Below are 12159 nucleotides of genomic sequence, written 5' to 3'. Positions count from 1 at the left end.
AGAAAACTCCTGTATTATAGTGGCCCCCTCCGCTCACCCCTCATCCCCTAAAGGGGAAGCCTCTCGCACCGTGTGGGTTGACACTCTCCCTTTAGAGCCTGTCCCGAACTTGTATTCGGGAGAGTTGGAGGGTGCGGGTTGGAATAAATTCGAGTTTTCTTGCAAGCACTATCTAATATCTCTAAATCTAAACAACATGAAACAGTACTTAATTGACACCACATTACGAGATGGAGAGCAGGCTGCAGGAGTCGTATTTTCTTTAGATGAGAAAATAAAAATTGCTCAAATGCTGGAGGCAATGGGAATCACTGAAGCTGAAATCGGAACGCCCGCCATATCTCAACAAGAAGAAAAAGACATTAAGACCATTATTGCACAAGGTTTTAACTTTGACATGCTTTGCTGGTCGAGAGCTACTGTTTCAGATATTATGGCTGCAAAACGAACCGGGACAAAGCGAATCAGCATCTCATTTCCTGTTAGCGATATACAATTGGCAGCCATTGGAAAAGATTACAAATGGGTATTTGCCCAAATGGAAATTATGATTGGTCTGGCCAACAACCACTTCGATTTTGTTGGGATTGGAGCCCAGGATGCTTCTCGTGCCAATCCATCTTTTTTAAGAGACTATATTGATATGGCTGTTTCATTGGGTGTACAAAGAGTACGATTTGCTGATACGGTAGGGATCATGAATCCTTTTTCTGTTCATGAGATGGTTGCCTCTTATCGTAACCTATTTCCGGAAATTGATCTGGAATTCCATGCCCATAACGATTTAGGTATGGCTACAGCCAATAGCCTTGCTGCCCTGCAGGCCGGATGCAACAGCATTGATGTAACCATTAACGGACTAGGCGAACGGGCCGGCAATGCCCCTTTAGAAGAGGTGGCTGCAGCAGCAAAATTCTCTTTAAACCAAAACCTGGGAATCGACCTGAAAAACATTACCGAAGCCTGCCAGTTTGTAGAAAAAGTTTCGAACCGTAAAGTGAGCCAAACAAAACCTATTACTGGCGAGCTCATAACAAGTCACGAATCAGGGATCCATTGTCGATCGTTGCTAAACAATCCTATGAGCTACCATGCCTTTGACCCTTCCGAAGTTGGCAAAAAATCCCGCTTTGTTATTGGTAAGCACTCGGGGGTTGCATCAGTATTGGATACACTGGCAAGCATGGGAATCCATATCAGCACAGAACAAGGCAAAGAAATACTGCCCAAAGTCAAAAAACTTGCTGAAACAAAAAAACAAAGCGTGAACAATGATGAACTGAGAGAGCTCATCCTAAGGCTTTAATTTAATATAGATCAAAACATAACAAAAGCACCAGACAATAGTAAGTTCCGGGGCAACAAACAGATACACACCTAAAACTACAATTATACATCAGTAACCTTTGGCACTAAAATAAAGGTTACGCAAGAGGGGTATGCATATTTGATCAGTATTATACATCCTCACCAACCGAAAAAGCCTGCAAATATATTTTTATACTGCTGGGGTGGTAGTATTTTTAATATTGCAGGCTTTTTCTATCTTCCATAAATTGCCGGAATCTTATCAACTTTAACAATGCTAACACGCAATTGTTTAAAAATTATAAGTACTTTTAATCATTACTTTCAATTTTTCTATTGCACCAAATTGCGAAAACCTATAATTATATGAATAAACTGAACTCAAAAACTAACCCCATAATAAATATATCCCTGTTATTCTTATTCGTATTCTTTTGCTACAACCCTTCCTCTGCACAGGACAAACAGGATAACTTCACTTATAATTATTCGTTAAAGGACTTATCAGAACTTACCATTACCACAGGATCTATTAAAGAAGAGAAAAGAAAATCTGCACCTTCAAATATCACTATCATTACTCATCAGATGATAGAAGAAAGGGGCTATAAAACTTTGGTAGATATTTGCCAGGATATTCCGGGCTTTGACTTTATGATGTTTAACGATGGTGGTGGCGAATACCCTACATTTTGTATGAACCGTGGCATTGGCGATGTTGGAAACCCGGAAATACTCATCATGATTGACGGAATCATCCAAAACAACATCAGCTTTAACTGGTCTCTTTTATGGACCTACGAAAACATATTAATAGATGTAGACAAAATTGAAATAATACAAGGACCTGGCTCTGTAATGTATGGCGCACAGGCTTTTACCGGGATCATCCATATCATAACCCAAAAAAACCACAAGGGTATAGATGCCAATATCCTTTCAGGATCGCATTCAACCCAGGCAGCGGAAGTGTTTATTGGTTCCGACATCACAAAAGATTTAAAGCTATCTCTTGCCTTCCACTATTACAATTCAGAAGGAGATGGAGGTGACGACAGATATGACCCAGGCAATTATTTCCACAATATACTTCGCCCGGCAACTATCCTTGCAAACTATGATGCAGAAGGGAATCTCCATACAAATACCATTAATCCCGATGGAGGAAAACATCTTGAGGATGGCTTCAACACGCACCAACACAATTACGCAATCCGATCAAAGCTCACGTATAAAGACAGCGAACTAGGCTTTTTTATAACAGATAACACCAGGGCTTACGGATCGGCCATTGTTGCATATGAATACGACCTGAATGATCTTGAAAACACAAATCATTACCGGAATTATAATATTTATGCCCACAACCAAACGGCTCTAAATCCAAAGTTATCCCTGGCATCAGAACTGGTTTTCAGGGCCACCAATATTATTCCCGACGGAGGATTTAAATACTTATATCGCTTTACTGATATGAGAAAAAACTATGCAGGATATAGCCACCAAACCTATCTGGAAGAAAAACTCCTTTTCGATCTGGATTCCCGAAACGATTTATCATTTGGCTTCAAGGCTAGTATCAGCAGCCAAAGCGACCGTATTATTTCACTGGGCATTTATCCGGAAAACAAACAATCTACCCCTGGCTCATGGGATATTGCAGTTGCAGGAGATGGGATTAATCAATTTAAAAAATACCCAACGTACAATGTAAAAGAATTTGCTTTATACACACTTTGGGACCATCAACTTGATGATAATTTCTCCAGTTCATTTGGTATAAGATACGATTACAATTCAGAATACGGAAGTGTTATCAACCCACGTTTTGCGATTGATTTTAACCGGACTCCCGCCTTTGGGGCAAAATTTATCTATGGCCGGGCATTCAGGCAACCCAGTATTTTTGAATTATATAGCGAATTTAGAGGCAACCCAAACCTCACCCCCCAAAATATCAACACCTACGAAACCGAATTTTCGAGCCTGTTATTTAACGAACAATTATCTACTAAACTGAACATTTATTATTCGGTAGTACAAAACCTTATTGGTAAAGTAGACGACACGAACATGCCATCAGGGGAGCGTTTTGAAAACATTGGAACCAAGAAAATAGGTGGCCTTTCATACAGCTTACTATATCAATTAAACAAAACGGTTCGCTTATCGTGCAACTACAATTTCATAACCGGGTATAACAATAGCAATAAAGATTTTTATAAAATAGACCGTACTGCCAGGCACAAAATAAATGCCGGTATCAGTGCCAAATTCCTTGACGGGAAACTCTCTTCTGACTTTAGAGTGAACTACGTAGGAAAAAGAAAAGCCCCCATAACAAACAAATGGCTTCAAACCTACAAAGATGGATATGCACCATCCTATTTTAAAGCAAACTGGGTTACTTCATACAGGTTTAACCAGAACTTAATGGCTCAGCTAATTGTAAATAATGTATTCAACACCCAGTTCTATGGGATAGGACGAGAAAACGGTTCCGGATTTATAAATGATTACGACTACATCAACAACGTAAATCCGGATGGATACATTCCTCCGTATCACCCACAACCCGGGCGAAACTTGTATGTTAACCTGATTTATAAATTACACCAATAAAACCACATCCATGATCCGGAATATTTTATTACTATTATTAACCGCCGCCAATCTTTCCGCTTTTTGCCAGGTAACAAAAACAGATGTCCTTGGCGCTTATATTTATAATTTCGCCAACCTGTCCAGCTCTCAAACCCAATCAGAATTGCCTTTTTATAACATAGTGCTGGTTAGCGAAGAAAATGATGTCATTTCTGAATTCAGGAAAATGGAAAAAGAAATGAAAATTCATAAAAAACCCATAAAACTAATTATTGATCCACTAGCCGAAAAAAGCTATAACTCAGCCTGCCTCATTTTCATAGATTCAGACAAATCAGATCTTTATCCACAAATTTTCCGTAAAACAAAAAATTCGCAGGCCCTGCTGGTAACTGAAAATTATACCGACAAAACCCAGATCATGCTCAACCTTTATGAGTCGGAACATAGAATAAAGTTTGAGATGAACAAAGGGAATATTTATGGCCGCGGCATAAAGATTGATGACGAAATTTTATTGATGGGAGGAAGCATCGTTGACCTGGCCGAAATGTATGTAAACTCACAAAAGCAACTTAAAAATGCCGACTCCAGACTTAATGTTGTTCAAGACAGTTTGGGAGAGTTAGGGAAACAGCTTTCAGAAAACCAAAACAAAATATCAAATCAGCAAAATAAACTCCAGGTTCAAAAAAACACTATTGACCAACAAAAGCAAGAAAGACAAAGCCTGAACCATGAATTAAAAAACTACAAAACCCAAATCAACAATCAAAAACAGGCATACATCAAAAGCCAGGAAAAACTAGAGAACTTTAACGACAGCCTTCAACAAGCAAAAAACATGCTCAATGATTATACCCGCGAAATAAGCAATAACATGGCCATATTGCTTGAGCAACAACAAGAAATATCAAACAATAAAAAAATCCTGTCGCAAAAAAACAGCATTATAGAAACACAACAAAATGTGGTAGTTATTTTTAGCATTGCCATAACCATTATCCTGGTACTGTTTTTTTTGATGCTTAAAGCCTTTCACGATAAAAAGAGAAAAAACCAACAATTAAAAAAACAGAAAAAAGAAATTGAAGAACAATACAAAATCCTGGAGAAAAACAAAAACCTTATTGAATCGATGATGGATGAATTGGGAGAGAAAAACGAAGAACTCTATACCACTCTTGAAGAAAACAAACGCATCCAAAACAAACTGGTCCACTCCGAAAAAATGGCTTCTCTGGGGGTATTGTCGGCAGGCATAGCACACGAAATAAACAATCCGATAAACTTTGTATATGCCGGAATCAACAGCCTGCTGAGAGACTTTGAAGATATCGAACCCGTAATAAACGAAGTGAGCAACCTTAATGTCGAAAACGAAAACCTCAAGGAAAAAATTGAATACATAAAGCAATTAAAAGAAGAAAATTACTTTGATGAGGCAGTTGAAGCCATTCCTCAAATTATTAACGACATCAAGCTGGGAGCTGACAGGACTGCCGAAATTGTAAAAGGCCTTCGGAATTTCACCCGCATGGACAAGGACAAATGCGAGTTGCTTAATATTAACAGCGGTCTGGATACATCACTGCTCCTGTTGAAAAACAAATACAAAAACAGGATTGAAATAATTAAAAACTACGATAACAAACTCCCTGAAATCTACTGTTTCCCTGGAAAAATCAACCAGGCCTTTCTTAATATTTTATCAAACGCTGTAGATTCAATTGAAGACAAGGGAACCATTTCCGTTTCTACTGAAAAACTGGATGATATTATCAACGTTTCAATAAAAGACAGCGGCTGCGGAATACCCAATGATATCCAGTCGAAAATATTTGACCCATTTTTTACTACCAAATCCGTAGGTGAGGGAACAGGCCTGGGCCTATCAATCACTTTCGGAATTATTGAAGAGCACAACGGCACCATTGATGTCATCTCTAATGAAAACACTGGGAGTGAGTTTATTATAAAATTGCCCATGAATTAATTCATGAATTGTGAATATTTTAATAAATTTGATGAAGCATCAGATCTGATAACTGAACATATTATGAGATACAAAATTTTATATGTTGATGATGAAACAAGCAATCTAAGAATCTTTAAAGATTCTTTTAGAAGGGATTTCGACATATTAACTGCAGAATCCGGCCCCAAAGCACTTGATATCCTCAAAGAAAACAAAGTTGATGTTGTTATTACCGACCAAAAAATGCCGGATATGACAGGCGTGGAACTTTTAAAGGCAATAAATACCTTATTTAACGACATACCTCCCAACCGGCTCATCCTGTCGGGGTATACCGAAGATGAAGAAATTAAAAAAGCTTTTAAAGAGTATAAACTTTCAAAATTCATCTCAAAACCATGGGATTACAATGATTTGAAACAAACGATAACCGACTGCATAAACAATTAATTATGAAAAGATTTAACATTTTATACGTAGATGACGAACAAAGTAATTTAAGGATTTTTAAAGACACTTTCCGTAGAAGATTCAACATACATACTGCCAGCTCTGCAAAAGAAGGCATTGAAATCATGCAAAATACCCACATCGACTTAATCCTGAGCGACCAGAGGATGCCAGAGATGACCGGTGTGGAATTGCTAAAATACTCCTTCCAAAAATTCCCTAAAACAAACAGGATCCTAATTACAGGATATTCAGATATTGATGCCATTGAAGATGCTATCAACAAAGCAAGAGTTTTTCAATACGTTCAAAAGCCATGGAACGAAGGAGCCTTGCTGGATATTATGAGTGATGCTTTACGGGTGTATGAGCTAGAAAAAGAAAACGAACGCCAAAAGAAAGAGCTCCTCATTGCCAAAAAGAAAGCTGAAGAGAGCGACCAGCTAAAAACAGAGTTTATCTACAACCTTTCGCATGAAATCCGCACGCCCATGAACGGCATCATAGGATTCTCCAATCTTCTGGACAATGAACACGTTTCTGAAAGAGAAAAAAAAGGATATATAAAAATCATCCAAAGCAGTTCGAACCAGCTACTTAACATCATTGATGATATTCTTGAAATATCTCACTTGGTTACCAAACAAGCCACTGCCAACCTTACTGAGGTTAACCTGAATGGTTTAATGTCTGAATTAATGTCTGTGTTTAGCCTTACTTCAAAAGAAAAAGGTATTCCATTGGACTTAAAAACTGAATATAATGGGAAAGAGGCCATTGTTTATACAGACAAAACAAGGCTATACACTATTATCAGCAACTTACTCGACAACGCGTTTAAGTATACCGAAACAGGTCATGTTGATTTTGGATTTAGATATAATGATAAAATGATCGAAATCTTTGTCAGGGATACTGGCATAGGGATAAACCAGGAAAACCTTAACAAAATATTCCATCGCTTTTCACAGGAACAGAAGGAGTTTTCAAATAAGGTTGGCGGCTTAGGTTTAGGGCTTTCTATAGCCAGCGAAAATGCCAAACTTATTCGTGCCAATATTTCTGTTTCTTCTAAAAAAGGCGTGGGCTCAACCTTTAAAGTAACGCTCCCTATCTTTCAGGATGACATCAACATACCAACAAAAGAAGAAACCGGTTCAAAATTTATAAGTGTTGCAAAAAAATACAAAATACTGATTGCCGAAGATGAAGAAGTAAACTATTATTACCTTGAAACGGTGATTAACAAATTAATTGATACCGAAATAGAAATACTCCATGCCAGAAATGGGAAAGAAGCTATTGCCTATGTTGATATGAATAGAGATATCGACCTGATTTTTATGGATATTAAAATGCCTTTACTTGATGGTTTTGAAGCCACTCAAAAAATAAAAGAATTAACGGCAAACATACCGGTAATTGCTCAAACTGCCTACAACACAAAAGAAGACAAAGACAGGGCAACTGCGATTGGCTTTGACGACTTTATAGCAAAACCAGCTGAACCTGATAAAATCATTTCAATATTCAATAAATTCTTGTGTGTACTCACAGGGTGACTATAGGTAAGATGACTATAGTCACCCTGTAAGTATTGGCATCGCGGGTACCTATAGGTATTGCTATAGTCGCCCTGTGAGTAGCTAAGTAAATTTTAAACTATGCATTTTCAACCAGATCAACTATACCATATTTACAATCAAGGCAACAACAGGCAAAAGATCTTTTTCACTCGTGAAAACTACCTTTTCTTTTTAGATAAAATACATAAGCACATTTTACCATACTGCGATGTATTGGCCTGGTGTTTAATGCCAAATCATTTTCACTTGATGGTGAAGGTGAATTCTTTTTACTCCCCGGGTGACTATAAGCATCTTGCCAATAGTCACCCTGTGAATAAAAAGCATCTTGCCAATAGCCACCCGGGGAGTAAAACTCTCAACAATTCGATAGCCATAATATTACGTTCCTATACCAGAGCCATCAACATCCAGGAGAAAAGATCCGGGTCTCTATTCAGGCAAGGAACAAAAGCCAAATGCCTGACCCTCTCTGAAGAGATCACTCCTGCATTCCGAAACACTAACGCTGGTACAATCATAAACACGGAAATATCCGAACTGCAGTATCCTCAGGTATGTTTTGAATACATCCATCAGAATCCGGTTAAAGCTGGTTTGGTGAATACCATATACGAATGGGAATATTCTTCGGCAAAAGATATTGCAGGAACAAGGAATGGAAAATTGATTAACCGAAATATTATTGAGGAGTATGGACTGGTGATCTAGTCACCATTACTCCCCGGGTGACTATAAGCATCTTGCAAATAGTCACCCGGGGAGTATAATAGTCACCCGGAAAAATACCCTGAGGTTAACTTCGCGTTAACGCTCAGGGTATATATATAAACTAATTACACTTAACCTACATCATATTCATTATCGATATCGTTCTCCACATCCTTTTTCAATTTGTTCTTTTTACGGGTATCAACTGCCCGTGCCTTACTCATGGTGTCTAATATCAACTGATTAATCCTTTCCCTCACACGAATAAGTTCATCGTCCGGGGTGGCCTGACTTAACAGATCAACCAAGTTAAACAGCGAACGCAGCTCTTTTGTTAGTTCATATCTGGTATCTGTCATTTTAGGTAGCCCATCAGGCAGATCCTCCAAACTCTCCTTCATCACACTTTCAAACCTCACTTGATCTTTTTCCATCTCCTCAAACCAAACTATGGCGTTACACTCTTCCAACTCGGCCATATGCTCTTTGCGTATTTCGTCAATAAGAAGAATCTCCGCACTGGATTGTTTTTTATACCCCAGCCTTGATAAGGATTTTGTATGCTTATTTATAAGCGACATCAGTTTTTTTCCTGCAGTTTGAATCGACTCTTTACTACATATAGCACAAGCACTTACAATATGCTTAAAAGCGTAAAAACTTCTATTCCTGTTTTTGTCGGCTGTTGCCTTTTTCTGGGTGTAAGGATCAATTGATTCCTTCTCAAAGATATTCAGCATCATGTTATGATACTTTTTCGCTTTATTATAAAAAGGAAGCAATGTTGGTGCAATATTCTCTTCATTTCCGAATAAAGATAAGGCATGTTTACAAAATGAAAACATAGTACCATTATCAAGCATTGAATAATTCATTGTAGTCATCATAATAAAAACATTTAATGGTTAGTTAATTTTCTGATCCATATTAAAAATGAGAGGCGCGCCTGCATTTAAACAGAAGATAAAAGTACCAGGTAACCTAATGTGGAAACACATTTAGTTATCAAAATCTGTATAAATGCGAATTTTGCGTTGATCCAGGCTTAATCAGTCCATGTGTATTTATAGGGTTGGGCTAACAAGCCAATTATTATTACTATAAGTAGAGAATTGTAGTATACTTTATTTCTGCTATAAATGTGTGTAATAACTTTGGTTATACATTTTCAAGTATTATGCCAAAATAGGACAGAATATTTTAATTTATGTGAATTATTGTACAAATGTTTTAATGTTCGATACATAAAGTAGCTTTATAGTGTTGGCAAGCAAACTGCTGAAATTTTTGTTAGCTCACCCACACCCCTCAGTCCTCTAAAGGGGAAGTTACTTCCGCACAGTGCGTTGGAGCTTTCCCCTTTAGGGGAATCAAAGGGGGGAGCGTAGGAATCATGAGTTTTCCTGCAGGAACTATATATGAATCTTGTCAACGGAGGGATAGGTAAAAAATCTTTTTTTGGTAACCATGTCAACGACAAAGTAGGTAAAAAGTCATTTTTTGATAGTCTTGTCAGCTGCAAGATAGGTATAAAGTCATTTTTTGGTAGCCTTGTCAACGACGGTGTAGGTAGAAAAACATTTTTAAATGGTCATGTCAATGAAGAAGCAGGTGAAAAATCTATTTTTACTAGCTTTGTTAATGAAGAGAATGGTAAAAAAACATTTTTAGTAGCCTATTTTAACACCTCATAATCCTTTGATTCTCTTCTGCGCTGTTCCTTCAAATATTTTTTCATCCGGATATCAACATGATCATGAATGCATAAAATATAACACGCTGCCCATATTCTGTTTTTTACCAAATTAAAGTCCCGTTTATGGTGAAAACCTTCTGGCATCCACAATCCTCCTCCCCCAGGAATCCCTCCCATAGCTGATATTTTTGTATGGACATCAATAAAATACGAATCACGATCAACTTCACCTACTTCTTTCATATATTCCATATACTTTCCCTTAAAGTTGATGTCAATGTTATTAATATCTGAAAGGTTTTTGTACTCCTTCCCTTTGTACCTCACAGTCAATACCGTTGAATCCCTTAGCCAAAAAGCATCAAACACATCTTTATCCAGTGATTCGAGAAATGCATATCTATATTTAGTTTTAATGGGCGATTTTGTCACTTTATTTTTCATTTGATACTCATAATACCAATCAAAAAAATCATGATATGCCTTTTCAACATTATCTTCTTTTGTTTTTTTAACCACAAAATCATCCACATAAGTAACAAATGATTGAATTCCTTTGATTTCATCCAACGAAAAAACAGAGGTAAGTATTGAATCTGACTCTAAATTCAGCGATTGGCTGTAGATGTTTAATGAGGTAATTAGAATAGAGGCGACGATTAACGTTATAGATTTCATTATGTATATATTTTGTTTAAATATATCAATTTAATACTGAGGAAAAAACCCTGGTACAAAAAACAACTGAGGCAATTTTGCGCACTAAATTTAACCAACAAACAAAGTGAGTAAAACGTTTGAATTTACACCTGCTTTTAATACTTTAGATGTCGCTTTTATTAATAAATTGAAAACACTGAATAAAAGAATTATAACACGAGCATTTTCATAACCCAATATATCCAAAATGGAATTATGATCGGTAAATCAGGGAGCTACTGAGACACAACACTACTCATATAATAACGATAAACCAAATAGCGATATGGATGTGTTAGGTTGCATTTTGAATTTACATACTGTATAAATTACATCAACTTATTTTCAAAACTTGTTAAGGAAAATTTAAACGGGTTATCAAGATATTTAAATAAACAATGGAAATACAAAGAATAAGGTCTGTGTTATTTTTATGGCAAAAAGGATTTCTTTTGTTGGTATTTGTCTTACTTACAGCTTGTGCAATATTATTTATTCCTGGCAGATATAGTAATAAGGCATATATAGAAAGATTTGACGCTCCAACTTGGCTCTATGGCTTTGGTTATACTTTAATATTTTTTTTAATAATACTAGGGTTGTACTTGTCCATAGCAAAATGGTATAAAAGAGACAAATTGTTATTTAATGAAAAACGTTTGAGATATAAGGAAGAAGATTTTCTCGTAAAAGAAATGCAGGATATAGTTTTTTTAAGACATCCCTTAAAATATAAACCAAAGAAAAACAGAACAATATTTAATGGAGGTGGTAATAATTGGTTAAAATTTAAATACAACGGAAGAAAATACAGTATTGAATATTTCCTGACAGACAAGGAAGAAGAGGAAATATTGAATGAGATAATTAAAAAATGGGAACTTGTTTCTGACATTGACCATGGATTAGCTAAAGAACAAGATTTATTAGAACTTTATGACAGTCTTTCTTTCAAATCAACCTATGATGAATTTAAATTTTCCTAGTTTATGTTAACTGGTGAAAAATATTAGAAATAAGAAGAAACGCAACCTAATCGAGTAGACTGCCGATAGGCCAATAGCCTATCGGAGAGCCTCTCACACCACCGTACGTACGGGTCTCGTATACGGCGGTTCCCTACACCA

Annotated in this window: 10 protein-coding genes; 8 read left to right on the top strand and 2 right to left on the bottom strand. The window is 36.7% G+C overall.

The window, feature by feature from the left end; genetic code table 11:
* Positions 1-196: 196 nt before the first annotated feature.
* The 6 genes from OM074_RS20475 (at position 197) to OM074_RS20450 (ending at position 8637) form a co-directional block, all read left to right on the top strand.
* Positions 197-1306 carry a hydroxymethylglutaryl-CoA lyase-like TIM-barrel protein gene (locus tag OM074_RS20475; protein ID WP_301202544.1) on the top strand — a complete coding sequence of 370 codons (1110 nt, stop codon included), beginning with the start codon at positions 197-199 and terminating at the stop codon, positions 1304-1306.
* 368 nt (positions 1307-1674) lie between these two features.
* Positions 1675-3930 (top strand): TonB-dependent receptor plug domain-containing protein, encoded by a 2256-nt coding sequence (locus OM074_RS20470; RefSeq protein ID WP_301202542.1) that lies wholly within the window; start codon positions 1675-1677, stop codon positions 3928-3930.
* A 10-nt stretch (positions 3931-3940) separates the two neighbouring features.
* Positions 3941-5908 carry a YfiR/HmsC family protein gene (locus OM074_RS20465; protein WP_301202541.1) on the top strand — a complete coding sequence of 656 codons (1968 nt, stop codon included), beginning with the start codon at positions 3941-3943 and terminating at the stop codon, positions 5906-5908.
* Positions 5909-5971: 63 nt separating this feature from the next.
* Positions 5972-6340 carry a response regulator gene (locus OM074_RS20460; RefSeq protein ID WP_301202539.1) on the top strand — a complete coding sequence of 123 codons (369 nt, stop codon included), beginning with the start codon at positions 5972-5974 and terminating at the stop codon, positions 6338-6340.
* 2 nt (positions 6341-6342) lie between these two features.
* The gene (locus OM074_RS20455; RefSeq protein WP_301202538.1) at positions 6343-7902 is read left to right on the top strand and encodes a response regulator; all 1560 of its coding nucleotides are present in this window, start codon (positions 6343-6345) and stop codon (positions 7900-7902) included.
* Between the two features lie 102 nt (positions 7903-8004).
* The gene (locus tag OM074_RS20450; RefSeq protein WP_301202537.1) at positions 8005-8637 is read left to right on the top strand and encodes a hypothetical protein; all 633 of its coding nucleotides are present in this window, start codon (positions 8005-8007) and stop codon (positions 8635-8637) included.
* Positions 8638-8768: 131 nt separating this feature from the next.
* Here the strand turns inward: OM074_RS20450 and OM074_RS20445 are convergent, their stop codons facing one another.
* Entirely contained in the window at positions 8769-9524 is a 756-nt protein-coding gene (locus tag OM074_RS20445) for a DUF6261 family protein (protein ID WP_301202535.1), read from the bottom strand.
* A 531-nt stretch (positions 9525-10055) separates the two neighbouring features.
* On the opposite strand from OM074_RS20445, the gene OM074_RS20440 reads away from it, so the two are divergent.
* A complete protein-coding gene (locus tag OM074_RS20440; RefSeq protein WP_301202534.1) occupies positions 10056-10331 on the top strand; it encodes a hypothetical protein in 276 nt (91 codons plus the stop codon).
* Here the strand turns inward: OM074_RS20440 and OM074_RS20435 are convergent.
* Entirely contained in the window at positions 10313-11011 is a 699-nt protein-coding gene (locus OM074_RS20435; RefSeq protein WP_301202533.1) for a hypothetical protein, read from the bottom strand. The two genes, OM074_RS20440 and OM074_RS20435, sit on opposite strands and share 19 nt — an antisense overlap.
* A 419-nt stretch (positions 11012-11430) precedes the next feature.
* Between OM074_RS20435 and OM074_RS20430 the strand changes: the two genes are divergently transcribed.
* Positions 11431-12018: a hypothetical protein gene (locus OM074_RS20430; RefSeq protein ID WP_301202531.1), complete on the top strand. Its 588-nt coding sequence runs from the start codon at positions 11431-11433 to the stop codon at positions 12016-12018.
* The last annotated feature ends 141 nt before the right edge of the window (positions 12019-12159 follow it).

This window comes from Plebeiibacterium marinum, assembly GCF_026013615.1.
GTDB classification, from domain to species: Bacteria; Bacteroidota; Bacteroidia; order Bacteroidales; family Marinilabiliaceae; genus Saccharicrinis; species Saccharicrinis marinus_A.
Note: the sequence above shows the minus strand (reverse complement) of the source record. Positions and strands in the feature narration are given on the sequence as shown.

What these genes read in the sequence shown, in the direction of transcription:
- OM074_RS20475 (WP_301202544.1), top strand. Translation starts at nt 197, where the DNA reads ATGAAACAGTACTTAATTGACACCACATTACGAGATGGAGAGCAGGCT.
- OM074_RS20470 (WP_301202542.1), top strand. Translation starts at nt 1,675, where the DNA reads ATGAATAAACTGAACTCAAAAACTAACCCCATAATAAATATATCCCTG.
- OM074_RS20465 (WP_301202541.1), top strand. Translation starts at nt 3,941, where the DNA reads ATGATCCGGAATATTTTATTACTATTATTAACCGCCGCCAATCTTTCC.
- OM074_RS20460 (WP_301202539.1), top strand. Translation starts at nt 5,972, where the DNA reads ATGAGATACAAAATTTTATATGTTGATGATGAAACAAGCAATCTAAGA.
- OM074_RS20455 (WP_301202538.1), top strand. Translation starts at nt 6,343, where the DNA reads ATGAAAAGATTTAACATTTTATACGTAGATGACGAACAAAGTAATTTA.
- OM074_RS20450 (WP_301202537.1), top strand. Translation starts at nt 8,005, where the DNA reads ATGCATTTTCAACCAGATCAACTATACCATATTTACAATCAAGGCAAC.
- OM074_RS20445 (WP_301202535.1), bottom strand. Translation starts at nt 9,524, where the DNA reads ATGATGACTACAATGAATTATTCAATGCTTGATAATGGTACTATGTTT.
- OM074_RS20440 (WP_301202534.1), top strand. Translation starts at nt 10,056, where the DNA reads ATGAATCTTGTCAACGGAGGGATAGGTAAAAAATCTTTTTTTGGTAAC.
- OM074_RS20435 (WP_301202533.1), bottom strand. Translation starts at nt 11,011, where the DNA reads ATGAAATCTATAACGTTAATCGTCGCCTCTATTCTAATTACCTCATTA.
- OM074_RS20430 (WP_301202531.1), top strand. Translation starts at nt 11,431, where the DNA reads ATGGAAATACAAAGAATAAGGTCTGTGTTATTTTTATGGCAAAAAGGA.